The sequence below is a fragment of the Streptomyces sp. NPDC055189 genome, assembly GCF_053606765.1.
The window spans coordinates 13,281-38,542 of sequence record NZ_JBSGSG010000079.1 but is presented as its reverse complement, the minus strand read 5'-3'; the positions used below and the strand labels follow the sequence as shown (position 1 = coordinate 38,542).

Below are 25,262 nucleotides of genomic sequence, written 5' to 3'. Positions count from 1 at the left end.
AACCTCGGTCAGCCTGACGATCCGCGGATGAAGCCTCCGTCGTCTCCACCGTTTTGGCCCGGCGGATCAGGAGTGGTCGGTGGCGACTCCCCGCCTGTACTGCCGTCGGTGTCCCCGCCTTCCGTGGCACCGCCGTCGTTCTCGCACTGCCAGTCCCAGTCTGAACAGGACTCAGTGGGATCGGGGCTTCCGGAGGGAGTCGGAGAAGGCCCGGTGTCCGAGGGAGACGGTGTGGGTGACTTCTCCGGCTCCTCGGTCTTCGACGGGGTCGGGGTCGGAGACGGCGGCGGAGTCTCACCGACGACCATGCCGATCGGAGCCGGGACCGGGAAGTTCTTCACAGGCACATTCTTCAGCGCCTGCTCCATGTAGTCCTGCCAGATCTCCGCGGGGAACGACGCACCGTGGATCTTCTTCTGGCCACCCGTGCCGTACATCTCGAGGAACTCACGCTTCTTGCTCCCCTCGTTGTCGTCGAGCCGGTACATGCTGATCGCGGTCGACAGCTGCGGGGTGTACCCGACGAACCAGGCCGACTTGTTGCCGTCGGTCGTACCGGTCTTGCCCGCGACCTGTCGGCCGCTGAGCTTCGCCGAAGTGCCTGTGCCCTTGTCGACGACGGTCCGGAGCACGTCGGTGACGTTGTCGGCGACCGTCTCGTCGAAGGCACGCTTGGGCTGCGACTCGTGCTCGAAGACGGTGTTGCCCTTGTGCTCGACTTCCTTCACCGAATATGGCTCGTTCTGCTTGCCTCTCGCCGCGAAGGTGGAGTAGGAACCAGCCATCCGGATCGCGCTCGGAGAGGACGTACCGAGCGAGAAGGACGGGTAATTGGAGCTGGCCAGGCTCTTCTCCTTGATACCGGAGAGGATGGCCGCCTCCTTCACCTTGTCCAGACCGACATCCATGCCGAGCTGCACATAGGCAGAGTTGACCGACTCCCGCATCGCCTCGCGCAGATCAATCTGGTAGGTCGGCGGGTTGTAGTCCGCACCACCGTCGTTGGTCTGGTTCCACTCCTTGCCGTTCTTGTCCCTCCAGATACTGCCGTCGTAGTTCTTGATCTTTAGCTTGTTCTCGCCGCTGTAAAGACTCTTGGGGTTGACGATGGTGCGCTCGCCCTCGCCCTGGTCGGCCAACCCGTCCGGATCGCGCGTTCCATCCTTGAATGCCGCCGCAAGCACGAAGGGCTTGAACGTCGAGCCGACCTGCGCACCGGTCTGGTCCGCGTTGTTGGTGAAGTGCTTGGTCGCGTCCTCACCGCCGTAGATGGCCTCGATCGCGCCATCCTTGGGATTCACGGACGCGCCACCGAACTGGACGTGGGTGTCCTTTTTCGGCCGCAGCTTGGTGTTGAGGTTCGCCTTGCGGACCTTGTTCACGGACTTCTCGAGCTTCTCGACCTTCGTCCTGTCGAAGGTCGTGTGGATCTCGTAGCCGCCCTGCTGAAGGTCGTTGGCCGTGATCTGGCCATCGCTGTTGTTGATCACATACGCCTTGGCCAGGTCGACCAGATAGCCGACCTGCCCGCCCAGCTGAGCGTTGGAGCGAGGGTTCTCCAGATCCGGGAAATCCTTGTACTTGGCCCGCCTCTCGGCGGTCAGGTGGCCGTCCTTGACTTCTTCGTCGAGGATCCACCTCCAGCGCTTGGTGGCCCTGGCGGTATTGGCGTCGCGTGAGGCCGCGGGGTCGACCTCGGGCGAACCCGCGGGGTCGTAGTACGTGGCGCCCTTGAGCACCGTCGCAAGGAGCGCGCTCTGGCTGGGGTCCAGTTCCTTGGCGTCCACACCGAAGTAGGCGCGGGCTGCGGCCTGGATGCCGTACGCCCCACGGCCGTAGTAGGCGGTGTTGAGATACCCCGCCATGATCTCTTCCTTGGAGACCTGCCGGCCGACCTTTATGGAGATGAAGAGCTCTTTGAACTTACGCGTGAACGTCTGCGACTGGTCGCCCAGGCGCGCGTTCTTCACGTACTGCTGGGTGATGGTCGAGCCACCCTGGGTCTCGCCGCCCTTGGCCATGTTGACCAGGGCACGCGTGATGCCCATGGGGTCGACGCCCTTGTCGTCCTCGAACGTCTTGTTCTCGGCCGAGATGACGGCGGTCCGCATCTCCTTGGGAATGTCTTCGTAGTCGATGATCTGGCGGTTCGTCTCACCACCGGTCGCGACCATCTGCTTTCCGTCGGCCCAGTAGTAGACGTTGTTCTGCGCCGTGGCCGCATCGTCGACCTTCGGCACGCCCACCAAGGCGTACGCGATTCCCGTGACCGCCATCAGGCTGCCGACGAGCCCGACGAACAGGCCGGTGACCAGGCGCCAGGAGGGTACCCAGCGCCGCAGGCCGTCCTTTTCCGCACGCGGGTAGTCGATGAACCGCTTCTTGCGGGGCTCATGGCCACCACGGCCCCGGCCGCGGCCCGGCCCGTTCGGGCCACCGCCACCGCGCCGACCGCCGCCGGCGCCTCCGCGCCCGGCACCGGCCCCATCGGCCGCTCTGCGGCGGCCGCCGGAACCTACGGAACCGCTGCGCTGCGCGGCACGACGGGCCTCGGCACGGCCGCCGTAGGACCGGTCCCCGTCATCGGGGGCCCCTGATCCGTGCGAGCCGGTAGAGGAAGTGGGCGATCCAGTGGCGCCACGCGGTGCCGCGCGACGGCCCGACGACGCGCCTGGGGTACCGCGTCTGGCCGCGGCGCGTCCGCCGCCCTGCGGCTGCGGCGGTTTGCGACGGTGCTCGCTCATCGAACGATTACTCCTCGGGCAGGCGCAGGTATCCGCGCCTGGAAACGGCGGCTGGTTTCCGGTCCCCCCGAAGTACGGATGAGGCCGTCCTGGCACTCACCCGCACTACACCAGGGACAACGACGCCCTCAGGTGCCACTTGGTTCCCGGCGGTCTGCATGGCGCACAGACTACGCACCGTCAAAACCCTCTTAGGGCAGAAGTTCACCCCAAATCAGGCAAGTTACTTCCTACGAATCGGTGATGTGACGCCGTTCACCGTTTCCCCCCTTGTCTCAGCAAGGAGGCCGTTCTATCGTCTCGATGTATCGAGTCGATACATCAGCTCGGCATAAAGACCGTGTCGACAGACGCTGGCAGACGGGAGGCGAAGATGAGCAGACGCTCCGGCATCCTCGAGTTCGCCGTGCTCGGCCTGCTGCGCGAGTCCCCGATGCACGGCTATGAGTTGCGTAAACGACTCAATACCTCGCTGGGAGTGTTCCGCGCCTTCAGCTACGGGACGCTCTACCCCTGCCTCAAGACGCTGGTCGCCAACGGCTGGTTGATCGAGGAATCGAGCGGCACCCCCGAGGAGGCCCTCGCGGCTCCCCTCACCGGGCGCCGCGCCAAGATCGTCTACCGGCTGACCGCGGAAGGTAAGGAGCACTTCGAGGAGCTGCTCTCACAGACCGGCCCCGACGCGTACGAGGACGAACACTTCGCCGCCCGCTTCGCCTTCTTCGGGCAGACCTCGCGGGACGTACGCATGCGGGTCCTCGAGGGGCGTCGCAGCCGCCTCGAAGAGCGTCTGGAGAAGATGCGCGCCTCCCTGGCCCGTACCCGGGAGCGCCTGGACGATTACACGCTTGAGCTGCAGCGGCACGGAATGGAGTCCGTGGAGCGCGAAGTGCGCTGGCTGAACGAGCTCATCGAGAGCGAGCGAGCGGGGCGGGACCAGCAACGGTCCGCCCCGGACAGCTCCGCTCAGCACGACAGCACATCTGGGGAGTCGGGCGGCCTGCCCCGGCGGCGGGACGAGAACCCGCCGCCGGATCCGTCCGATGACACCGCCAAGTGAGGCCCCGCGGTCCGCGGGGTCTCATCCGGAATACACGAATCACACAGGGAGCAACCGGAATGGGTTCGGTTCGCGTAGCCATCGTCGGCGTGGGCAACTGCGCCGCCTCGCTGGTCCAGGGCGTCGAGTACTACAAGGACGCAGACCCGGACGCCAAGGTCCCGGGCCTGATGCACGTCCAGTTCGGCGAGTACCACGTCGGCGACGTCGAGTTCGTCGCCGCCTTTGACGTCGACGCCAAGAAGGTCGGTCTCGACCTCACGGACGCCATCGGCGCCAGCGAGAACAACACCATCAAGATCTGCGACGTCCCGAACAAGGGCGTCACCGTCCAGCGTGGTCACACCCTCGACGGCCTGGGCAAGTACTACCGCCAGACCATCGAGGAGTCCGCCGAGGCTCCCGTCGACGTCGTCCAGATCCTCAAGGACAAGCAGGTCGACGTCCTCGTCTGCTACCTGCCGGTCGGTTCCGAGGACGCCGCGAAGTTCTACGCGCAGTGCGCCATCGACGCCAAGGTCGCCTTCGTCAACGCCCTTCCGGTCTTCATCGCCGGCACCAAGGAGTGGGCCGACAAGTTCACCGAGGCGGGCGTCCCGATCGTCGGCGACGACATCAAGTCGCAGGTCGGCGCCACCATCACGCACCGCGTGATGGCGAAGCTGTTCGAGGACCGCGGTGTCCGTCTCGAGCGCACGATGCAGCTCAACGTCGGCGGCAACATGGACTTCAAGAACATGTTGGAGCGCGACCGCCTCGAGTCCAAGAAGATCTCGAAGACGCAGGCCGTCACCTCGCAGATCCGCGACCGCGAGCTGGGCGAGAACAACGTCCACATCGGCCCGTCGGACTACGTCGCGTGGCTCGACGACCGCAAGTGGGCGTACGTCCGCCTCGAGGGCCGCGCCTTCGGTGACGTCCCGCTGAACCTCGAGTACAAGCTCGAGGTCTGGGACTCCCCGAACTCGGCCGGTGTCATCATCGACGCCCTGCGCGCCGCGAAGATCGCCAAGGACCGCGGCATCGGCGGCCCGATCCTCTCCGCGTCCTCGTACTTCATGAAGTCGCCGCCGGTCCAGTACTTCGACGACGAGGCCTACGAGAACGTCGAGAAGTTCATCAAGGGCGAGGTCGAGCGCTAAGGCTCGCCGCTCGAAACGTTGTTGAGGGCCCCCGGGTGATCTACCTGGGGGCCCTTCTCACATGTAAGGCTGTGCCCCATGGCTGTCGTCGGTGACCTGCGCGTATTGCTGCGTCTGCGGGATTTCCGGCGCCTGCTCGCCGTCCGGCTGATCTCCCAGGGTGCGGACGGCGTTTATCAGGTGGCCCTCGCCACGTACGTCGTCTTCTCCCCGGAGAAGCAGACCTCGCCGGCCGCGATCGCCTCCGCGATGGCGGTACTGCTCCTTCCTTACTCCCTGATCGGCCCCTTCGCCGGCGTGCTCCTCGACCGCTGGCCACGTCGTCAGGTTTTTCTGTACGGCAATCTGCTGCGGACCGCACTTGCTTCGGTGACCGCGGTGCTGATGCTGAGCGGCGTGCCCGACTGGCTCTTCTACGCCTCCGCGCTCTGCGTCACGGCCGTGAACCGTTTCGTTCTCGCCGGGCTTTCGGCGGCGCTGCCGCGGGTGGTCGATGCCGAGCGCCTGGTGATGGCCAACTCCCTCTCGCCGACCGCGGGGACGCTGGCCGCCACCGTGGGCGGTGGTCTCGCGTTCGCCGTGCGCCTGGTGGGCTCCGACTCGGACGCGGCCGTGGTCATGCTCGGGGCCGCCCTGTATCTCTGCGCGGCACTCGCCTCGCTGCGGATGGCGCGTGAGCTCCTCGGCCCGGACCCCGAGCTGATGAGGCCCCGGCTCGGAGCGGCGCTTGCCGGGACGGCGCGGGACCTGATGGCCGGGGTGCGGCATCTGTCGCAGCGGCGCCCGGCCGCTCACGCGCTCCTCGCGATGACGCTGATGCGGTTCTGCTACGGCGCCCTGACGGTCATGGTCCTGATGCTCTGCCGGTACGCCTGGTCGTCATCGGAGTCCGACGGCCTCGCCCTTCTTGGGCTGGCCGTGGGGGTCTCAGGGGCGGGCTTCTTCGTGGCGGCCGTGGTGACTCCCTGGGCCGTGAGCCGACTGACGGCCGGCGGCTGGATCATCACCTGCGCGGGCGCCGCGGCGATCCTGGAACCGGCGCTCGCTCTTCCCTTCACACCTGTCCCGCTGCTGATCGCGGCGTTCCTGCTGGGCCTGACGACCCAGGGCGCGAAGATCGCCACCGACACAGTGGTGCAGTCGGCGGTGGACGACAGCTTCCGTGGCCGGATCTTCTCGGTCTACGACGTCCTATTCAACGTCGCGTTCGTCGGCGCGGCAGCAGTAGCCGCACTGATGCTGCCGCCTGATGGGCGGTCCGTTCCTCTGGTGGTCACGGTGGCCGTTATCTACGCAGCAATTGCTGCCGCTATGGCCAGGTTTGACGCGCAGTAAGTGTCACATCAGTGACACAGAGCCCCTCTGAACTTCAGAGATGTCACTGCCTCCCTATAACTTACGGACGTCGTATCCGCGCCATCGCGCTTTCGTTCTAGGGGGACCCCCAAGTGACCACACCGCCCCAGGGCCAGAATCCGTACGGCCAGGGCATGCAGCCGCCCCCCGGCCAGCCGGCCCAGCCCGGCCAGCCCGGCGTTCCGCAGCAGCCCTACCCGCCGTACAACCAGGGCGCCCCGGTTCCGCCTCCGGCTGCTCCGAGCGGCGGTCGACGCGTCAACAAGCTGGTTCTGCGGATCGGCGGCGTCATACTCGTCGGCATCCTGATCGCAGTCGGCAAGTGGTACTTGGGCAAGAGCGACGCCGAGACCACCGCCGTCGGTGACTGCCTGCACAACAAGGGCACGCAGTCGCAGCCGGACCTGAAGAACACCGACTGCTCCTCGAGCGACGCCGAGTTCGAGGTCATCGAGAAGTTCGACGACACGAGCAGCGTGAGCAAGTGCGACACGGTCAAGGGGACCGAGGTCTCCTACTACCAGACCGGTGGCGGCCACGACGTGGTGCTCTGCCTGAAGAACAAGTAACGGCATACGCGAAGGGGGCACTGTTTCACGTGAAACAGTGCCCCCTTCGCATGTCCGGATCCGATGCGATGTTTCACGTGAAACATCGCATCGATCCCCACCTCACTCCTGCGCGGCCCACCACTCCTTGAGCGCCGCGATCGCCGCGTCCCGCTCCATCGGCCCGTTCTCCAGCCGCAGCTCCAGCAGGAACTTGTACGCCTGGCCGATCACCGGACCCGGCCGCACGTCCAGGACCTCCATGATCTCGTTGCCGTCCAGATCGGGACGGATCGAGTCGAGCTCCTCCTGCTCCTGAAGCCGCGCAATGCGCTCCTCAAGACCGTCGTACGCACGCGACAGCGCATTTGCCTTGCGCTTGTTGCGCGTCGTGCAGTCGGACCGGGTCAGCTTGTGCAGCCTGCCGAGGAGAGGGCCGGCGTCGCGTACGTAGCGGCGTACGGCCGAGTCCGTCCACTCGCCCGTCCCGTAGCCGTGGAAGCGCAGGTGCAGCTCCACCAGACGTGAGACGTCCTTCACGAGCTCGTTCGAGTACTTGAGCTCCGTCATGCGCTTCTTGGTCATCTTGGCGCCCACCACCTCGTGGTGGTGGAAGGAGACCCGGCCGTCGTCCTCGAAGCGCCGCGTCCGCGGCTTCCCGATGTCGTGAAGCAGCGCCGCGATCCGCAGCGTCAGGTCCGGGCCGTCCTCCTCCAGGGCCATCGCCTGCTCAAGGACGATCAGCGAGTGCTCGTAGACGTCCTTGTGACGGTGGTGCTCGTCACTCTCCAGACGCAGCGCCGGAAGCTCGGGCAGCACATGGTCGGCGAGGCCCGTGTCGACAAGTAGAGCAAGTCCCTTCGCCGGGTTCGGCGAGAGGAACAGCTTGTTCAGTTCGTCACGGACGCGCTCCGCGGAGACGATGTCGATGCGCTCGGCCATCGCCTTCATCGCGGCGACGACGTCCGGAGCCACCTCGAAGTCCAGCTGCGCGGCGAACCGCGCGGCCCGCATCATCCGCAGCGGATCATCGGAGAAGGATTCCTCGGGAGTGCCCGGGGTGCGCAGGACACGCTCTGCCAGGTCCTCAAGACCGCCGTGCGGGTCGATGAAGTCCTTCTCGGGTAGCGCGACGGCCATCGCGTTGACGGTGAAGTCACGGCGCACGAGATCTTCCTCGATGGAGTCGCCGTACGACACCTCGGGCTTGCGCGAGGTCCTGTCGTACGCCTCGGACCGGTACGTGGTGACCTCGATCTGGTAGCCATCCTTCTGGCTCCCGACCGTGCCGAAGGCGATCCCGACCTCCCACACCGAGTCCGCCCACGGCCTGACGATCTTCAGTACGTCCTCGGGGCGGGCGTCGGTCGTGAAGTCCAGGTCATTGCCGAGCCGGCCAAGGAGCGCGTCTCTGACCGATCCGCCGACCAGGGCGAGGGAGAACCCGGCCTCCTGGAAACGGCGGGCGAGGTCGTCCGCGACAGGGGACACACGCAGCAGTTCGCTGACCGCTCGGCGCTGCACCTGGCTCAGTGCGCTGGGATTTTCTTCATTGGCGTTCGGCACAACAGAAAAGGGTACGTGCCCCGGACACCACCGGCCGCCCGGTTTTCGGCGGGCCGCCGGGGCCGCGCGCCCCTCCCCGGCCAGGTCTTCCGATCATGTGGAGCAGTCCGCGGCACTTCGCCACAGCGCACCTCGTTACCATGCGTGGACGCACAACCGACGACCACTGACGACAACGAGGACGGGCAACGCGTGGCCGAGGCGGCAGACTTCCCGGGGACCAGTCCCTCACCTGCCCGCCGGTGGCTGCGGCGTACGGCGGCGGTGCTGGCTGCGGCCCCATTGCTGACCGGAATGCTGCAGCTGTCGGCGGAGCCGACCGCGCACGCCGCGGTACCGGGCGCGGCGGCGAAGGCCACCGGTTCGAGAACCGTGGACGTCTCGCTCGACTCGCTCACACCCGCCGCCCCGTCGGACGGGGACACGGTCACTGTCCGCGGCAAGGTCACCAACGACGGCAAGCAGACGGTGACGGGAGCCGAGGTCGGGCTGCGCCTGGGGCCGGTCCTCAACGGACGCAGCGCGATCGACTCCGCCGCCAAGCGCACCGGCTACCAGCCGGGAGCGGACGGCACGGAGGTCGGCGGCAAATACGTCAAGAAGTTCTCCAAGCTCGCCCCCGGCGTCCCGCAGGACTTCAGCATCTCCGTCCCGGTCAAGGCCCTGGACCTCGGCGCCGACGGCGTCTACCAGCTCGGTGTCTCGCTGACGGGCCGGACCTCCGTCCAGCCGTGGTCCCAGGTGCTCGGCTTCGAGCGGACCTTCCTGCCGTGGCAGCCGGACGCCGCCGACACGAAGACCAAGACAACCTTCCTGTGGCCGCTCATCTCCACGTCGCACCTCACGGCGGAGACCGGCTCGGACGAACAGCAGACACCCGTCTTCACGGACGACGACCTGGCCAAGGAGCTCGCTCCCGGCGGTCGCCTCGAGCAGATGCTGTCCAAGGGCAGCGAGCTCGACGTCACCTGGGTCATCGACCCCGACCTGCTGGCCTCGGTCGACCACATGACGCGGAACTACCGGGTGCAGACCGCCGACGGCAAGAGCACCACCCCGGGCAAGCACCAGGCGGTCGCCAAGGCGTGGCTCAACAAGCTCGAGCAGACGGTGAAGGACAAGAAGGTCGTCGCGCTGCCCTTCGCCGATCCCGACCTCGCCTCGCTCGCCCACAACGGCAGGGCCGTCACCGGATCGCTGGGCCAGCTCAAGGACGCCACCGATGTGGGGGCGAAGGCCGTGGAGGTCATCCTCCACGTCAAGCCGCAGTCGGACTTCGCGTGGCCCGTGGACGGCGCCCTCGATCCGTCGATCGTCGATGTCTCCACCTCTGCCGGCGCTCATACGGTGATCGCCCGGAGCGACAGCCTGCGCGAGTCCAGCGGGCTGCCGTACACGCCCAACGCCGCCCGGCCCATCGGCGGCGGCACGACGGCGGTGGTGGCCGACGCCCGCCTCTCCACGGCCTTCCAGGGCGACATGACGGGGGCCGAGAGCTCCACGCTCGCCGCGCAGAAGTTCCTCGCCCAGAGCCTGATGGTCACGCTGCAGAGCCCGGACAAGCAGCGCAGCATCGTCGTCGCCCCGCAGCGCATGCCGTCCGCCAGCCAGGCCCAGACGATGGCGAAGGCGCTCACCGCTCTCTCCGAGGAACGCTGGTCGGAGCCGCAGGGCCTGTCCGCGGCGGCGAAGGCGAAGCCGGACTCGGCAGCCTCGACCCAGGTACCTTCGGCCAGGTCGTACCCGGCGTCGCTGCGCAAGCAGGAGCTGCCGAAGGACGCCTTCGAGTCCATCCAGGAAACCCAGAACAAGCTCAACCGCTTCCAGACGATCCTCAGCGAGCCCGACCGAGTGATCACGCCCTTCGGGCGGGCCATAGACCGCGAGATGTCGACGTCCTGGCGTGGCCGGGCCGGTGAGGCCCAGACATTCCGCCGGAGCGTGGAGAAGTACCTGAGCACGCTCGTCGACCAGGTGGCGCTGATCTCGAAGTCCGACGCGAAGCTCTCCGGGCGCAGCGCGACGATCCCCGTGACGGTGCAGAACAACCTGGTCCAAGGTGTCGACCACTTGGTTCTGCGCCTGACGTCGACGAACCCCACGCGACTGAAGATCGGCGACAAGGCCTACTACGAGCAGCCGGTCAAGGTCTCGGGCGGACACGCGCAGTCGGTGAAGTTCACCACCACGGCCAATGCCAACGGCCCGGTCGAGGTCTACGCCCAGCTCTATACGCAGGACGGCCAGCCGTACGGCGACAAAGTCCGCTTCGACGTGAAGGTCACGGAGATCACCCTCACCGTGATGCTCGTCATCGCGGGCGGCGTGCTGCTCCTCGTGCTCGCGGGATTCCGGATGTACACCCAGCGCAAGCGGGCAGCCCGTCAGCAGGCCGAGGAAGACCCGGAGGACGGCCCCGAGGGCGAGTCCGGCACGGAGACGGGGGAGGACGACCCCGAGCAGCCGAGTGACCCGACACCGGACACCGCTCCGGAAAGCGCCGACCCATCGGACACGGGTGAGAGAGTGGACCGTTGAGCGATGTCGTGGCCGGTGGGCCCGGGGACGATGAGGTGGGGTAATCCATGAACGCGCCGTACGACGGTGACCGTGGCCAGGGGGCGGGCGATGCCGGCCCTCCTGAGGGCGAGCAGGTGCCACCGCAGCCTGCCCCGGACCTGTATCTCCAGGACGCCTACGACCAGGATCCCTACCGGGCACAGGACCTCACCGCGCAGGATCCGGTGACCGAGGCGCTGTACGACCGCGCCGCGCACCCCCCGCCGCCGCCCGGCTACTACCAGGACCCCCAGCCGCTCTACGCTCAGCCGCCCTCCCCGCAGCACGCCCCGGACCCCCGCGTGTGGGCCCAGACCCCGGCCCCCGAACCCGAAGGCCCGACCCGGCATCTCCCGTACGGCGACGACGCCCGTACGACGCAGTTCGTGGGCGTCGACGACCTGGTCACCCATTCCGGCGAGGAGCGCCACGAGCCGGACGCCTTCGCCCACCTCTTCCGCGACCAGCAGCCCAGCGGCTACCAGCAACAGGGTGCCTACCAGCAGGACGGCTACCCCCAGGGCAACGGCTACCAGCAGCAGGGTGGCTATCCCCAGCAGGGCGGCTACCAGTCCTCCGAGCCCCCGATGGTCCCGGCCCCGGCAGCTCCCCCGGCTCCCGCCCCGGCCCCGCCCAAGTCGGGCGGTGGCGGACGTGCGGCGAGCCTGCTGAAGTCGAGCGCGGTGATGGCCGCGGGCACGTTGGTGTCCAGGCTCACCGGCTTCGCGCGCACCCTGGTCATGGCCGCCGCGATCGGCGTCGGCACCCTCAACGACTCGTACCAGGTCGCCAACGTCCTTCCGACGATGATCTACGTCCTCGTCGGCGGTGGCGCCCTGAACGCGGTCTTCATCCCGCAGCTCGTGCGCGCCATGAAGAACGACGACGACGGGGGCGAGGGCTACGCCAACCGTCTCCTTACGCTCATCATGGTCCTGCTCGCGGGCGTCACCGTCGTCTGTGTGGTGGCCGCGCCGCTGCTCGTACGCATGATGTCGCCGACAATCGCCAATGACCCCGTCAAGTTGGACGTCACGGTCACCTTCGCGCGGTTCTGCATCCCGACGATGTTCTTCATGGGCGTGCACATCGTGCTCGGGCAGGTCCTCAACGCACGCGGCCGCTTCGGCGCGATGATGTGGACGCCGGTCCTCAACAACATCGTGGTCATCACCACCTTCGCGGCGTTCATCTGGGCATTCGGCAGCTTCAACGACACGGGCATCAACGCCACCACCATCACTCCCGAGGGCGCCCGCCTGCTGGGGATCGGCACCTTGCTCGGCCTCGCCGTGCAGGCCCTGGCGATGCTGCCGTACCTGCGCGAAGCGGGATTCAAGCTCCGGCTCCGATTCGACTGGCGCGGCCACGGCCTCGGCAAGGCCGCCCGGCTCGCCAAGTGGACCCTCTTCTTCGTCCTCGCCAACCAGCTCGGCATGGTCGTCGTCACCCAGCTGGCCACCAGCGCGGGTGCGACCGCCGAGAAGCTGGGTCACCCCGGCACCGGCATCACCGCGTACAACTACGCGCTGCTGCTGTGGCAGATGCCGCAGGCGATCATCACGGTCTCGGTGATGACCGCGGTGCTGCCCCGTATCTCCCGCTCCGCCAACGACGGAGACCCCGCCGCGGTCCGGGACGACATCTCCTACGGCCTGCGCACCTCGGCCGTGGCGATCGTGCCGTGTGCCTTCGCCTTCATCGCCCTGGGCGTTCCGATGGCGACCCTGCTCTACGCCAGTTCCGGCTCGGGCGCACTGAACATCGGCTACACCCTGATGGCCTTCGGCCTCGGCCTCATCCCGTACTCGGTCCAGTACGTCGTTCTCAGGGGCTTCTACGCCTACGAGGACACGCGCACGCCGTTCTACAACACGGTCATCGTCGCGGCCGTCAACGCCGCGGCATCCGCGGTCTGCTTCTTCGTCCTTCCCGCCCGGTGGGCCGTCGTCGGCATGGCGGCGTCCTACGGCCTCGCCTACACCGTGGGTGTAGGCGTTGCCTGGCGTCGGCTGCGCAAGCGGCTGGGCGGCGATCTGGACGGCGCACAGGTGGCACGTACGTACACGAGGCTCATCGGCGCATCGATCCCGGCGGCCCTCATCTCCGGAGCCGTCGGCTACGGGATCCTCAAGACTCTGGGCGACGGTGCCGGTGGTTCCCTCATCGCGTTGGTGGTCGGCGGAGTCGTCCTCGGGGGCGTGTTCTTCATTGCCGCCCGAAAGATGCGGATTGCGGAGCTGAATTCCATGGTCGGGATGGTCCGCGGCCGTCTCGGACGATGAGATCGGGGAGTTCGCACAACCATCACCGGCTACTGCGTGTCGTGCATAGCGCCGGACTGTGGGCACAATTGGCTTTGGCGTCTGACGAAGCGCGATGGATGGGGAGGCAGGAACGACGGTGGCGGAACGGAGTACGGCTGCCGTCGACGTGGCAGACAACAGCGGCGATGAGCCGCTGACCGCGAAGGCGGACGAGGCCACGGCCGACGGGGTGGCCCAGACCCGGGAGCGGGAAACGGTAGAAGAAGGCACGGCAGAAACCGGTGAGCCCACTGGCCCGGGGGCGGCATCACCCCCCGAGCTGCACAGCGGCCACAAGCTCGCCAGACGCTACCGACTCGAAGAGTGCGTCACCCGTCTGGACGGTTTCAGCAGCTGGCGTGCAGTGGACGAGAAGCTCCGCCGCGCTGTCGGCGTGCATCTGCTGCCCGCCGACCATCCACGGGCACGATCGGTGCTCGCCGCGGCCCGCTCGTCGGCGCTGCTAGGCGACCCCCGCTTCGTGCACGTCCTGGACGCGGTCGAGGAGAACGACCTCGTCTACGTGGTGCACGAGTGGCTGCCCGATGCCACGGAACTCACCGCGCTGCTCGCTGCGGGCCCTCTTGAGGCGCACGACGCGTACCAGCTCGTCAGCCAGGTCGCGCAGGCCATGGCTGCCGCCCACCGTGAAGGACTCGCCCACCTGCGACTGACCCCGAGCGCGGTGCTGCGGACGTCCTCCGGCCAGTACCGCATCCGTGGCCTCGCCGTGAACGCGGCGCTCCGCGGCATCAGCTCGGACACTCCGCAGCGCACGGACACCGAAGCGGTCGGCGCACTGCTGTACGCCTCGCTGACCCAACGCTGGCCGTACGAGGATGACGCGTACGGCCTCTCCGGGCTGCCCAAGGGCGTCGGCCTCATCGCACCCGACCAGGTGCGCGCAGGCGTGCACAGGGGCCTCTCGGAGCTCGCCATGCGCGCGCTCGTGAACGACGGTGCGACCGCCTCCCGCCAGGAGCCGCCGTGCACGACGCCGGAAGAGCTGGTGAAGGCGATCGGCGAGATGCCGCGCATCCGCCCGCCCGAGCCCGTGTTCACCGCACCGCCCGAGTACCAGCGCACGACCTATCAGCAGGGCACGTACGGCCGGACCACGCCTCGTCCTCCGGGCGCCACCCAAACGATTCCGGCCCCGCCGCCCCCGCTGCAGACGCGTACCGGAAAGGCCCTCAAGTGGGCCGTGTCCGCGCTTTTGATCGCGGCCCTTGGTCTTGGCAGCTGGCAGCTGGCGGACGCGCTGATGGACCGGAACAATTCCGATGACCCCGGCAGCTCGGACACCTCCGACGAGGGCGACAAGAGCAAGCCGAAGACTGTGCACCCCATCAAGATCGCGGATGGCCAGGAGTACGTCCTTGAGGGCGGGCCGCAGGATCTTCCGGGTGTCCCCAACACGTACGACGGCGATGAATCGACGTACTGGCGGTCCAAGAGCTTCATAGAGGGTCCCAAGCTGGCTCCGTACAAGCCCGGCGTCGGAATCGTCTACGACCTCGGCAAGAAGCAGGACGTGTCGACGGCGTCGATCGGTCTCCGCTACCTCGGTGACCGCACGACGATCGAGCTGTACGCCGCGAACTCGATGTCCTCGTCGACGCCCCCGAGCTCGATGAAGAAGATCGGGACCGTCACGACTCAGGGCAAGGATGCGAAGTTCAAGGCAAAGAAGCCTGTCGCGACGCGGTACGTGCTCGTCTGGATCACCCATGTTCCGAGCTCGCCCCGGGATCAGTACAGCGGTGCTGGGTACAAGCAAGCCATCACGGATGTGAAGTTCACGGGCTGAGGCCGAGGCTCACCGGGGGAGGGGGTTCGACGGTGGACGACACCACGCACGGCGAGATGAGCGATCAGGACCTCCTGGCCGCGCATGTGGCCGGAGACAAGGACGCCTTCGGCGAGCTCGTCCGGCGCCATCGCGATCGTCTGTGGGCCGTGGCCCTGCGCACGCTGGGCGACCGCGAGGAGGCCGCTGACGCGGTCCAGGACGCCCTGGTCTCCGCCTATCGCGCCGCACACACCTTCCGCGGCCAGTCGGCCGTCACGACGTGGCTGCATCGGATCACCGTGAACGCCTGCCTCGACCGGGCGCGCAAGGCCTCGTCCCGGAAGACCTCTCCGATCGACGACACCGAACGGCTGGAGCAGCTGCTCGAACCGCACGAGTCAGCGGCGGCCCCCGTCGAGCGGGGCGATCTGCACCGCGAGCTCGTCGAGGCGCTGGGAACCCTGCCGCACGACCAGCGCGCCGCCCTCGTCCTGGTGGACATGCAGGGCTACCCGGTGGCCGAGGCGGCCCAGGTGCTCGAGGTGCCCACCGGCACCGTGAAGAGCCGCTGCGCCCGCGGCAGAGCAAGACTGCTGCCGCTGCTCACTCACCTGCGCACGGAGACGCGTACGCGGCGTGGAGACAGCGGCGACGACAACGACGACAAGAAGTCGGGCCCGGGAAGGAACCGGACGCAGGGGACATCCGTCCCACCTGCAGCGGAACCACGGGATGCGGGACCAAGCGATTCAGCTGCTGTGAAGGGCGGAGGTGGGCGAGCGTGACAACCACGACCGACTCGGCCGGGCACCCAGAAGTCGCTGAGATCTCCGACCTCACCGAGGGACTGCTCCCCCCGTCCCGGACCGTCGATGTACGACGCCACCTGGACGACTGCATCCTCTGCGCCGATGTCTACGACTCCCTGGAAGAGATCCGCGGGATGCTCGGCACGCTGCCGGGGCCGCCGCGGATGCCGGCCGAGGTCGCCGGACGCATCGACGCGGCACTGGCGGCGGAAGCACTCCTGGACTCCATCGCACCCGGCTCCGTCGGGTCGGTCGATCCGGATCCGATGCTTGAGCCTGCGGTCGCCGCGCGTGTTTCACGTGAAACATCGCCCGCCTCCGGTGAACCCCGTGATTCCTCGGGGCCGTCCGAGCCATCTCGCGTTTCCGCCTCCCCGCCCATGGACCGGCCCGCAGGACACTCTCGCGCCGCCACCGGGCCCCGGCGTGGAGGCCGGTTCCGGAGCGGCCGTCGGCGCAACGTAGTACTCGGCGCCGTTCTCACGGCTGCTGCCATCGGTCTCGGTTCCCTGTTGATACAGAACGTGGGCGGCGACTCGGGTGGCACGAGCGAAACGGCATCGGGCCGCCGGGACTCCGCGCATGCCTTCTCCGAAGGCAAGCTCAAGGGGCAGGTGACCGACCTGCTCGCCAAGTCGCCCACCGTCGGACCCGACGTCGGCAGCGACAAGCCGTCCTTCGATGTGCGGTCCAGCCCGGAGTCCCCGAAGGACAAGACCGTGCCGAAGCGCGAGGCCACGGTCGCCGTCCCGGACTGCATCCAGCTCGGCCTCGGCAACAGGATTCCGCTCGCCGCCGAGGAGGGCACCTTCAAGGGCAAGGACGCCTACCTCGTCGTGGCGTCCCATGACTCCGACAGCTCGAAGGTCTCCGCGTACGTCATCGACGCGACGTGCGTGGACAAGGCGTCGTCCGCCACGGCTGCGGGCAAGGTGCTGCTGACCAACTCCTACGCGCGGCCCTGACCCTCTCACCGCTGCGGCGGAAGACTCGACCCGGCGTGGCATCCTGACGTCTCCGGCATGCTTCCGTGCGCTCTGACACGTCGGGAATGCATGCCCCGTAGGATCCGTTGGGTGGGGTGAGAGACCTGATACAGGCACCCACCAGCAGTACGCAGCAGTCTCCAGAGACGAGGAATCAAGCCGTGACCGACGTCCGTAACGTGATCATCATCGGCTCCGGGCCCGCCGGCTACACGGCGGCGCTCTACACCGCGCGAGCGTCGCTGAAGCCCCTGGTGTTCGAGGGCGCCGTCACCGCAGGCGGTGCGCTGATGAACACCACCGAGGTGGAGAACTTCCCCGGCTTCCAGGACGGCGTCATGGGCCCCGACCTCATGGACAACATGCGGGCGCAGGCCGAGCGCTTCGGCGCCGAGCTGGTGCCGGACGATGTGGTCTCCGTGGACCTCACCGGAGAGATCAAGACCGTGACGGACACGGCGGGCACCGTGCACCGCGCAAAGACCGTGATCGTGACGACGGGCTCCCAGCACCGCAAGCTCGGCCTGCCGAACGAGGACGCGCTCTCCGGCCGCGGCGTCTCCTGGTGCGCGACCTGCGACGGCTTCTTCTTCAAGGACCAGGACATCGCCGTGATCGGCGGCGGAGACACCGCGATGGAGGAAGCGACCTTCCTCTCGCGCTTCGCCAAGTCCGTGACGATCGTGCATCGCCGCGACAGCCTGCGAGCCTCCAAGGCGATGCAGGAGCGCGCGCTGGCCGACCCGAAGATCAGCTTCATCTGGGACAGCGAGGTCGCCGAGATCAAGGGCGAGCAGAAGCTCTCCGGACTGACGCTGCGCAACCTGAAGACGGGCGAGTCCTCCGAGCTGCCCGTCACCGGTCTGTTCATCGCGATCGGCCACGACCCGCGCACGGAGCTTTTCAAGGGCCAGCTCACGTTGGACGACGAGGGCTACCTGAAGGTCGACGCGCCTTCGACCCGGACGAACGTGCCCGGCGTCTTCGGCGCCGGTGACGTCGTCGACCACACGTACCGCCAGGCGATCACGGCGGCCGGCACCGGTTGCTCCGCCGCCCTCGACTCCGAGCGGTTCCTCGCTGCCCTCGTGGACAGCGAGACGGCCGCAGCGACCGTCTGACATCCCATCCTCCCCACCGCAACACCGAGTTAAGGAGCCCGCCGTGGCCGGCACTCTGAAGAACGTGACCGACGCCTCCTTCGAGGAAGACGTCCTGAAGAACGACAAGCCCGTCCTGGTGGACTTCTGGGCTGCCTGGTGCGGCCCGTGCCGCCAGATCGCGCCGTCCCTCGAGGCGATCGCGGCCGAGCACGGCGACAAGATCGAGATCGTAAAGCTCAACATCGACGAGAACCCGGGCATCGCGGCCAAGTACGGCGTCATGTCCATCCCGACCCTGAACGTGTACCAGGGCGGCGAGGTGGCCAAGACGATCGTCGGCGCCAAGCCGAAGGCCGCCCTTGAGCGCGATCTCGCGGACTTCATCGCCGAGTAATGAGCGGCGCCGCGACAAGCGGCGCGTTGTTTCACGTGAAACACGAATGGGCCAGCCCTCCGGGGCTGGCCCATTCGCATGACAGGGGAAGGCGAGTCAGAGCGGTCGGAGCACGGGCTCCTTCTGCACCGCCCCGAGCAGTCGGTCGAGCGCCATCTCGACGTCCTCCTTCCAGGAGAGCGTCGTGCGCAGCTCAAGCCTCAGCCGTGGATACGAGGGGTGGGGGCGGACGGTCTTGAACCCCACCGCCAGCAGATGATCCGCCGGAAGCACGCAGGCGGGTTTCTCCCATCGGGCATCCCCGAACGCCTCGATCGCCTTGAACCCGCGCCGCAGCAGATCCTTCGCGACCGTCTGGACGATGACGCGACCGATCCCCTGGCCCTGATAGCCCGGCATGATCCAAGCGGTCATCAGCTGCACGGCATCGGGCGATACGGGGCTCGTCGGGAAGGCGGTGGCACGGGGCACGTACGCCGGCGGGGCGTACAGCACGAAGCCGACCGGAACATCGTCGACGTAGACGACTCGGCCGCAGGATCCCCACTCGAGCAGGACGGCGGAGATCCACGCCTCTTTCTCGAGCTCCGGCGTACCGGCCTTTACCGCGGCTTGGCCGCTGACCGGATCCAGCTCCCAGAAGACACACGTCCGGCAACGCTGGGGAAGGTCCGGAAGGTTGTCCAGCGTGAGCGGTACGAGCCGACGCCCCATGAAGGCTGTTCCTCACTTCCTTCGCCCGCCGCGTCTCGGGCGGCGGTCAGAGCGCTCCGTTCCTTCAGCAGGCTGCCGACGAATCCGCCGACCGCTCCCAGCCCAAGGCCCGCAGTCATCAATCCGGTGCGGCTCACCGATCGCATGGCCCTCCCCTCCCCAATGAGGTGCTGCCAGCTGGATGCGCCATACCCAATCGCATCGTATCCACGATGCGATTGCACCGATACCGTAAGAAAGCAAAGAGCGGGCCGTGTTCCGGTACACACCGGACACGGCCCGCTCTCAGCAGGACCTTCTGAGGAGACTCAGCCCTTTTCGCCCTCGGCCGTGTCGTCCTCGGCAGGCTCCTCGGCGGAGTCCTCAGCGATCCCATTCATCAGGACCGGGCCCTCGCCCGGAGCGAGCGTCGCGAGGATGCGCTCCAGGTCTTCCAGCGAGGCGAAGTCGACGACGATCTTGCCCTTCTTCTGCCCCAGGTCCACCCTCACGCGGGTCTCGAACCGATCGGAGAGACGAGTGGCAAGGTTGGTGAACGACGGCGACACCCGAGAGCCGGCACGCGGCCCCTTGGCCCGCGGAGCGCTCTGCGGACGCGAACCCATGAGGGTCACGATCTCCTCGACGGCGCGCACCGAGAGCCCCTCGGCCACGATCCGGAGAGCCAGGCGGTCCTGCTCCTCCGAGTCCTCGACGGAGAGCAGAGCACGAGCGTGGCCCGCGGACAGCACGCCGGCAGCCACCCTGCGCTGCACCGCCGGCGACAGCTTCAGGAGCCGCAGCGTGTTCGAGACCTGCGGGCGCGAACGGCCGATCCGGTCCGCCAGCTGGTCGTGCGTGCAGTTGAAGTCCTTGAGCAGCTGGTCGTAGGCGGCAGCCTCTTCCAGCGGGTTCAGCTGCGCACGGTGCAGGTTCTCGAGGAGCGCGTCCAGGAGGAGCTTCTCGTCGTCCGTCGCGCGGACGATCGACGGGATGCGCTCGAGACCGGCCTCACGGCAGGCCCGCCAGCGCCGCTCACCCATGATGAGCTCGTAGCGTGAGGGCTCCACCTGTCGCACGACGACAGGCTGGAGAAGCCCGACCTCCTTGATGGAGGTCACCAGTTCGGCAAGGGCGTCCTCGTCGAAGACCTCACGGGGCTGCCTCGGGTTGGGCGTGATGAAGTCAAGGGGCAGCTCGGCGAAGTGCGCTCCGACCGAACTTTCCTCGGCCTCCGCCGCTGCGTTCGGCGGCTCCTCCGTTTCATGTGAAACAGGGCTCTGCGGGAGCGCCGCCACCTTCGCGGCCGCCACACCCCGCTCGGCGGTGAGTACCGGTACAGCGCTGGGCGAGGCCGCAGCTCCGCTCATGGCCTGGGCGGTCGACTTCTCCGTCGGGGCCGCAGGGATCAGGGCGCCGAGCCCACGACCCAGCCCTCTCCGTCGCTCGCTCACTGCATCCCCTCCGTCGTGCTGTGCTGATCATTCTGAGCGCCCATGTGGGCGTGCTGAACGTCGTACCGAATACCGACGCCGCGTAGCGCGATCTCACGTGCCGCCTCGAAGTACGAGAGGGCACCGCTCGACCCCGGATCGTAGGTGAGCACGGTCTGTCCGTAGCTCGGCGCCTCGGAGATGCGGACCGAGCGGGGAATGCTCGTCCGCAGGACCTCTTCGCCGAAGTGGGTGCGCACCTCGTCCGCCACCTGTGAAGCGAGCCGGGTGCGGCCGTCGTACATGGTGAGCAGGATCGTCGAGACGTGCAGATGGGGGTTGAGGTGCCCACGCACCAGGTCGACGTTGCGCAGGAGCTGACCAAGGCCCTCGAGTGCGTAGTACTCGCACTGAATGGGGATCAGCACCTCCGCGCCGGCCACCAGAGCGTTGACGGTCAGCAGGCCGAGCGACGGCGGGCAGTCGATGAGGATGTAGTCCAGCGGCTGCTCGTACGCCTGGATCGCCCGCTGCAGTCGGCTCTCCCGTGCTACCAGCGACACCAGTTCGATCTCCGCACCGGCGAGATCGATGGTGGCCGGGGCACAGAAGAGTCCTTCGACATCGGGGACCGGCTGCACGACTTCGGAGAGCGGCTTGCTGTCGATCAGCACGTCATAGATGGACGGCACTTCCGCGTGGTGGTCGATACCCAGAGCCGTGGAGGCGTTGCCCTGCGGGTCGAGGTCGATGACCAAGACGCGGGCGCCGTGCAGAGCGAGTGAAGCGGCGAGGTTGACGGTTGTCGTCGTCTTGCCCACTCCACCCTTCTGGTTGGCAACCACCATGACTCGGGTCTGCTCGGGTCGTGGCAGGCCCTCGCCTGCACGACCCAGGGCTTCCACCGCCAGTTGGGCAGCTCGACCGATAGGGGTGTCGTCCATCGGGGGCGGTGTTTCACGTGAAACATCCTCCCCCGCCGACTCGGTACGGGGACCGGGGACCGGATCGGTCATCGGTCCCGCGATGTTGGCGTCGGACCGCAAGGATTCACTCTCCTCGACTTCAGGCTCGCAATGAACAGAGCCTCCCATGCTTTGAGGGTCATGAACCAGCGAGGCCCGGTCTTCTGTGGACGAATCCACCTCTGTGGACAACTCCGTCCCCTTGTCGAGGGAACCGAGTGGGCGGCGGTCGCGGGGTTCAGCAGCGCGGCCGCGACTGATGATGCCATGCAGCAGTGAGCGACGTTTCACGTGAAACACGATGCACGGCAGCCGGGGTGCCGCTTGCGCGACACCCCGGTATGCGTACGTTTGGCATCTTTTGTGGAGTACGACTCGTCGTCAGGACGGATGAACGACGAGGGGCGGACCGCTCAGCGACGACGTCGGGTCCGCCCCGTCCGGGCGGCCTTCGCGCGCTTGGCCGCAAAGCGCACACCGCCGGGGCTCTCCCCGACCTCGACCCGTACGACCGTGGACAGCGGGTCCACCACGCCCTCACCGACGTGCAGCACCGAAGTGGTCACCGCGCCGAGCTTGCCCAGGGCAGCCCCTGCGGCCTTGACCTCTTCCTCTGCCGTGTCGCCCTTGAGCAACAGCATCTCCCCGTACGGACGCAGGAGCGGCACTCCCCAGGCCGCAAGGCGGTCCAGCGGCGCCACAGCCCGCGCGGTCACCACGTGGACGGGAGGCAGCTTGCCAAGGACCTCCTCGGCGCGGCCACGTACGACGGTCACGTGGTCGAGTCCGAGCAGCTCGACCACTTCGGTGAGGAAGGTCGTCCGCCGCAGCAGCGGCTCGAGCAGCGTGATCTTCAGGTCCGGCCGGACGAGGGCCAGCGGAATGCCCGGCAGACCCGCCCCCGAGCCGACATCGCACACCATCACGTTCTCGGGCACGACCTCGGAGAGGACCGCGCAGTTCAGCAGGTGCCGCTCCCACAGTCGAGGGACTTCGCGGGGGCCGATCAGTCCGCGCTGCACTCCCGCGTCGGCCAGCAACTCCGCGTACCGGACCGCGTCCGAGAAGCGCTCACCGAATACCGCCCGGGCCTGCTCGGGCGCCGAGGGGAGCTCCGCTGCCTCCGTCACGAGGACCGTCCTTCCGTACCGCACTGGTGTGGCTGACTATCAGGCTGACAAAGACCGGCCCCGCCTGCGAGCAGACGGGGCCGGGGAAACAACGTGCGATCAGGCAGGAAGCACGACGACGAAGCGCTGCGGCTCCTCGCCCTCGGACTCGCTGCGCAGACCGGCGGCCTTGACCGCATCATGCACGACCTTGCGCTCGAAGGGCGTCATGGGCTTGAGGTTGACCGGCTCGCCCGAGCTCTTCACCTCGGCCGCTGCCTTGGCGCCCAGCTCGGAGAGCTCCTCGCGCTTCTTGGCGCGGTAACCCGCGATGTCCAGCATCAGGCGGCTGCGGTCACCGGTCTCGCGGTGCACCGCGAGGCGGGTCAGCTCCTGGAGCGCCTCCAGGACCTCACCGTCACGGCCGACGAGCTTCTGCAGATCGCGGCTGTTCGAGTCGCTGATGATCGAGACAGCGGCGCGGTCGGCCTCGACGTCCATGTCGATGTCGCCGTCGAGATCGGCGATGTCCAGCAGACCCTCAAGGTAGTCCGCCGCGATCTCACCCTCCTGCTCAAGACGGGTGAGAGTGTCGCCGGCCTCGACCTCGGCCTCGGCGGGGGCGGTGGTGCCTTCCGTCACGGGATGGACTCCTTCTACTTCTTGGACGGGTGCTTGGGCCGCTGCTGGCCCTTGCGCTGCCCCGACTTGGCTTGGCGTGCGTTACCTGACCCGGACTTGCCGCCCGCGGGCTTGTCCTTGGGAGCGGCATCCTGAGGCTCGTCCTGAGTCTTCTCCAGTGACGTCTTCGCATCCGAAGCCGTCTCCGTGTCGCTCTCCGCCTTGCTGTGGGCGGCGGCCGACTGGCGCTGCGACTTGCTCTGGCGCTTGGGCTGCTGTCGCTTCGGGGCACCGCCACCGGCGGCCGGAGTGCCGTCCTCGGTCTCCGTGGCGACAGAGGACTCGCTCGGCGCGACGGTGCCGTCGGCCTGGGCCACCAGGCCTTCCTTGCTCAGACCGTTGATGAACTTGCGCTCGAACTCGTTGCGGTCGCGGCCCTTGGCGACGATCGCCTTGATGACGTTCGTGTTGCCGCGGCCCCGCACCTTCTTGGTGTGCGTGAGCTGCTTCTGCAGGCGCTCCAGGAACGCGGCCTGGGCCTTGGAGCCCGGAGTCGGGTTCCGGCGGATCACGAACATCTGCTGACCCATGGTCCACACGTTGGTGGTCAGCCAGTAGACGAGGACACCGACGGGGAAGTTGATGCCGAACACGGCGAACATGACCGGGAAGACGTACATCAGCATCTTCTGCTGCTGCATGAACGGCGTCTTGACCGTCGTGTCCACGTTCTTCGTCATCAGCTGGCGCTGCGTGTAGAACTGCGAGAACGACATCAGGACGATCATGATCGCGGTCACGACGCGGACGTCGGTCAGCGAGGCGTGGAGGGCCTGGACCTTCTCCTCGCTGTCCATGAACTTCGCGGCCAGCGGGGCGCCGAAGATGTGCGCCTTCTGCGCGCTCTCGAGCAGCGGCTTGTCGATGACGCCGATGGTGTCGTTCGACGCGATGCCGGAGAGCACGTGGTACAGGGCGAAGAAGAACGGCGACTGCGCCAGGATGGGAAGGCACGAGGAGAGCGGGTTGGTACCCGACTCCTTGTACAGCTTCATCATCTCTTCGGACTGGCGCTGCTTGTCGCTCTTGTAGCGCTCCTGGATCTTCTTCATCTCGGGCTGCAGCGTCTGCATCGCCCGGGTCGCCTTGATCTGCTTCACGAAGAGCGGGATCAGGCAGATACGGATCAGGATCACCAGGGACACGATGGACAAGCCCCAGGCCCAGCCCGTGTCAGGACCGAAAATGGCCCCGTACAGCGAGTGGAACTGGACGATGACCCAGGAAACGGGTGTCGTGATGAAGCTGAACAGACTGGCAATCGTGTCCACTAATCAGGCTCCTTGAGCATGGGACGGAGTCTCGGCGGCCGGGCCAGGGGTATCCGGGGAGCTCTCCCCGGACGGCACGCCAGCGGCGGCGGTCCCGCCCGTGCGTTCGCGCCACATGGCGCGCAGCATCTCGTGCCACCGCGGGCGCTTGCGCGGCGGGACATGGTCGACACCACCGAGCGACCACGGATTGCACCGCAGGATGCGCCAGGCCGTCAGCGCCGTTCCCTTGATCGCACCGTGCCGGTCGATGGCCAGGTAGCCGTAGCGGGAGCACGACGGGTAGTACTTGCACACCGGGCCGAGCAATGGACTGATCGTCCACTGGTACAGCTTGATCAGAGCCAGCAGTGGGTACTTCATCGAGCGCCCCCTCCCAGCAGCCGCTGAAGAGCGGCATCCAGGTCTCGGGCCAGCTGTGCATGGGTGGCGTCACCCGCACCGGGCAACGCTCGTACGACTACCAGGCTACCGGGGGGCAGCTGAGCCACCCGGTCACGCATCAGATGGCGAAGCCTGCGCTTCACCTTGTTGCGTACGACTGCGCCGCCAATGGCCTTGCTCACGACGAAACCCGCACGCGTCGGGGAAACGCTCTCCCCAGGCGCGTGCGGGTCCGTTGCACCGCTACGTAGATGGACGACGAGAAGCGGGCGTCCGGCCCGTCGTCCTCGGCGTACCGCGGTCGCGAAGTCTTCGCGCCGCCTCAGCCGATGCTCGGTAGGCAGCACGACGTCATGACCTA

At 67.5% G+C, this 25,262-nt stretch carries 21 protein-coding genes; 11 read left to right on the top strand and 10 right to left on the bottom strand.

The window, feature by feature from the left end; genetic code table 11:
* Nucleotides 1–8: 8 nt before the first annotated feature.
* A complete protein-coding gene (locus tag ACWFR3_RS36780; protein WP_453739044.1) occupies nucleotides 9–2,744 on the bottom strand; it encodes a transglycosylase domain-containing protein in 2,736 nt (911 codons plus the stop codon).
* Nucleotides 2,745–3,117: 373 nt separating this feature from the next.
* On the opposite strand from ACWFR3_RS36780, the gene ACWFR3_RS36775 reads away from it, so the two are divergent.
* The 4 genes from ACWFR3_RS36775 to ACWFR3_RS36760 all read left to right on the top strand — a co-directional run bounded on the left by ACWFR3_RS36775 (nucleotide 3,118) and on the right by ACWFR3_RS36760 (nucleotide 6,871).
* Nucleotides 3,118–3,804, top strand: coding sequence for a helix-turn-helix transcriptional regulator (locus tag ACWFR3_RS36775; protein ID WP_453739043.1), 687 nt, complete (start codon nucleotides 3,118–3,120; stop codon nucleotides 3,802–3,804).
* Nucleotides 3,805–3,863: 59 nt separating this feature from the next.
* On the top strand, nucleotides 3,864–4,946 hold the full coding sequence (locus ACWFR3_RS36770) for an inositol-3-phosphate synthase (RefSeq protein WP_453739042.1): 1,083 nt from the start codon (nucleotides 3,864–3,866) through the stop codon (nucleotides 4,944–4,946).
* Between the two features lie 78 nt (nucleotides 4,947–5,024).
* Nucleotides 5,025–6,281 (top strand): MFS transporter, encoded by a 1,257-nt coding sequence (locus ACWFR3_RS36765; RefSeq protein ID WP_453739041.1) that lies wholly within the window; start codon nucleotides 5,025–5,027, stop codon nucleotides 6,279–6,281.
* A 113-nt stretch (nucleotides 6,282–6,394) separates the two neighbouring features.
* Nucleotides 6,395–6,871: an LppU/SCO3897 family protein gene (locus tag ACWFR3_RS36760; RefSeq protein ID WP_453739040.1), complete on the top strand. Its 477-nt coding sequence runs from the start codon at nucleotides 6,395–6,397 to the stop codon at nucleotides 6,869–6,871.
* Between the two features lie 102 nt (nucleotides 6,872–6,973).
* On the opposite strand, the gene ACWFR3_RS36755 is transcribed toward ACWFR3_RS36760, so the two are convergent.
* On the bottom strand, nucleotides 6,974–8,416 hold the full coding sequence (locus ACWFR3_RS36755) for a CCA tRNA nucleotidyltransferase (RefSeq protein ID WP_453739039.1): 1,443 nt from the start codon (nucleotides 8,414–8,416) through the stop codon (nucleotides 6,974–6,976).
* Between the two features lie 192 nt (nucleotides 8,417–8,608).
* Here ACWFR3_RS36755 and ACWFR3_RS36750 point away from each other — a divergent pair, with 192 nt between their 5' ends.
* The 7 genes from ACWFR3_RS36750 to trxA all read left to right on the top strand — a co-directional run bounded on the left by ACWFR3_RS36750 (nucleotide 8,609) and on the right by trxA (nucleotide 18,365).
* The gene (locus ACWFR3_RS36750) at nucleotides 8,609–10,954 is read left to right on the top strand and encodes a DUF6049 family protein (protein WP_453739048.1); all 2,346 of its coding nucleotides are present in this window, start codon (nucleotides 8,609–8,611) and stop codon (nucleotides 10,952–10,954) included.
* A 47-nt stretch (nucleotides 10,955–11,001) separates the two neighbouring features.
* Entirely contained in the window at nucleotides 11,002–13,260 is a 2,259-nt protein-coding gene (murJ, locus tag ACWFR3_RS36745; protein ID WP_453739038.1) for a murein biosynthesis integral membrane protein MurJ, read from the top strand.
* Between the two features lie 118 nt (nucleotides 13,261–13,378).
* Nucleotides 13,379–15,091: a protein kinase family protein gene (locus ACWFR3_RS36740; protein ID WP_453739037.1), complete on the top strand. Its 1,713-nt coding sequence runs from the start codon at nucleotides 13,379–13,381 to the stop codon at nucleotides 15,089–15,091.
* A gap of 32 nt (nucleotides 15,092–15,123) precedes the next feature.
* Nucleotides 15,124–15,858: an RNA polymerase sigma factor SigM gene (sigM, locus tag ACWFR3_RS36735; RefSeq protein WP_453739036.1), complete on the top strand. Its 735-nt coding sequence runs from the start codon at nucleotides 15,124–15,126 to the stop codon at nucleotides 15,856–15,858.
* Complete coding sequence (locus tag ACWFR3_RS36730) at nucleotides 15,855–16,847, top strand: hypothetical protein (protein WP_453739035.1); 993 nt, start codon at nucleotides 15,855–15,857, stop codon at nucleotides 16,845–16,847. Before sigM ends, ACWFR3_RS36730 begins: the two co-directional genes overlap by 4 nt.
* A 182-nt stretch (nucleotides 16,848–17,029) precedes the next feature.
* Nucleotides 17,030–17,989: a thioredoxin-disulfide reductase gene (gene trxB, locus ACWFR3_RS36725; RefSeq protein ID WP_453739034.1), complete on the top strand. Its 960-nt coding sequence runs from the start codon at nucleotides 17,030–17,032 to the stop codon at nucleotides 17,987–17,989.
* Between the two features lie 43 nt (nucleotides 17,990–18,032).
* Complete coding sequence (gene trxA / locus ACWFR3_RS36720) at nucleotides 18,033–18,365, top strand: thioredoxin (protein ID WP_135332065.1); 333 nt, start codon at nucleotides 18,033–18,035, stop codon at nucleotides 18,363–18,365.
* A gap of 96 nt (nucleotides 18,366–18,461) precedes the next feature.
* Here the strand turns inward: trxA and ACWFR3_RS36715 are convergent, their stop codons facing one another.
* The 8 genes from ACWFR3_RS36715 to rnpA all read right to left on the bottom strand — a co-directional run bounded on the left by ACWFR3_RS36715 (nucleotide 18,462) and on the right by rnpA (nucleotide 25,248).
* Complete coding sequence (locus ACWFR3_RS36715) at nucleotides 18,462–19,079, bottom strand: GNAT family N-acetyltransferase (RefSeq protein WP_383272419.1); 618 nt, start codon at nucleotides 19,077–19,079, stop codon at nucleotides 18,462–18,464.
* Nucleotides 19,080–19,387: 308 nt separating this feature from the next.
* Complete coding sequence (locus ACWFR3_RS36710) at nucleotides 19,388–20,512, bottom strand: ParB/RepB/Spo0J family partition protein (protein WP_453739033.1); 1,125 nt, start codon at nucleotides 20,510–20,512, stop codon at nucleotides 19,388–19,390.
* The gene (locus ACWFR3_RS36705; RefSeq protein ID WP_283779165.1) at nucleotides 20,509–21,585 is read right to left on the bottom strand and encodes a ParA family protein; all 1,077 of its coding nucleotides are present in this window, start codon (nucleotides 21,583–21,585) and stop codon (nucleotides 20,509–20,511) included. The genes ACWFR3_RS36710 and ACWFR3_RS36705 overlap by 4 nt, the downstream gene beginning before the upstream one ends.
* A 284-nt stretch (nucleotides 21,586–21,869) precedes the next feature.
* Nucleotides 21,870–22,586, bottom strand: coding sequence for a 16S rRNA (guanine(527)-N(7))-methyltransferase RsmG (rsmG, locus tag ACWFR3_RS36700; protein ID WP_249588898.1), 717 nt, complete (start codon nucleotides 22,584–22,586; stop codon nucleotides 21,870–21,872).
* A 99-nt stretch (nucleotides 22,587–22,685) separates the two neighbouring features.
* Complete coding sequence (locus ACWFR3_RS36695) at nucleotides 22,686–23,207, bottom strand: Jag family protein (protein ID WP_135332061.1); 522 nt, start codon at nucleotides 23,205–23,207, stop codon at nucleotides 22,686–22,688.
* A gap of 14 nt (nucleotides 23,208–23,221) precedes the next feature.
* Complete coding sequence (yidC, locus tag ACWFR3_RS36690) at nucleotides 23,222–24,517, bottom strand: membrane protein insertase YidC (RefSeq protein ID WP_453739032.1); 1,296 nt, start codon at nucleotides 24,515–24,517, stop codon at nucleotides 23,222–23,224.
* 3 nt (nucleotides 24,518–24,520) lie between these two features.
* On the bottom strand, nucleotides 24,521–24,880 hold the full coding sequence (gene yidD / locus ACWFR3_RS36685) for a membrane protein insertion efficiency factor YidD (protein ID WP_453739031.1): 360 nt from the start codon (nucleotides 24,878–24,880) through the stop codon (nucleotides 24,521–24,523).
* Nucleotides 24,877–25,248 carry a ribonuclease P protein component gene (gene rnpA / locus ACWFR3_RS36680; protein WP_453739030.1) on the bottom strand — a complete coding sequence of 124 codons (372 nt, stop codon included), beginning with the start codon at nucleotides 25,246–25,248 and terminating at the stop codon, nucleotides 24,877–24,879. The genes yidD and rnpA overlap by 4 nt, the downstream gene beginning before the upstream one ends.
* Nucleotides 25,249–25,262: the final 14 nt, after the last annotated feature.

What these genes read in the sequence shown, in the direction of transcription:
- ACWFR3_RS36780 (WP_453739044.1), bottom strand. Translation starts at nt 2,744, where the DNA reads ATGAGCGAGCACCGTCGCAAACCGCCGCAGCCGCAGGGCGGCGGACGC.
- ACWFR3_RS36770 (WP_453739042.1), top strand. Translation starts at nt 3,864, where the DNA reads ATGGGTTCGGTTCGCGTAGCCATCGTCGGCGTGGGCAACTGCGCCGCC.
- yidD (WP_453739031.1), bottom strand. Translation starts at nt 24,880, where the DNA reads ATGAAGTACCCACTGCTGGCTCTGATCAAGCTGTACCAGTGGACGATC.
- ACWFR3_RS36705 (WP_283779165.1), bottom strand. Translation starts at nt 21,585, where the DNA reads ATGGGAGGCTCTGTTCATTGCGAGCCTGAAGTCGAGGAGAGTGAATCC.
- ACWFR3_RS36715 (WP_383272419.1), bottom strand. Translation starts at nt 19,079, where the DNA reads ATGGGGCGTCGGCTCGTACCGCTCACGCTGGACAACCTTCCGGACCTT.
- ACWFR3_RS36775 (WP_453739043.1), top strand. Translation starts at nt 3,118, where the DNA reads ATGAGCAGACGCTCCGGCATCCTCGAGTTCGCCGTGCTCGGCCTGCTG.
- ACWFR3_RS36765 (WP_453739041.1), top strand. Translation starts at nt 5,025, where the DNA reads ATGGCTGTCGTCGGTGACCTGCGCGTATTGCTGCGTCTGCGGGATTTC.
- murJ (WP_453739038.1), top strand. Translation starts at nt 11,002, where the DNA reads ATGAACGCGCCGTACGACGGTGACCGTGGCCAGGGGGCGGGCGATGCC.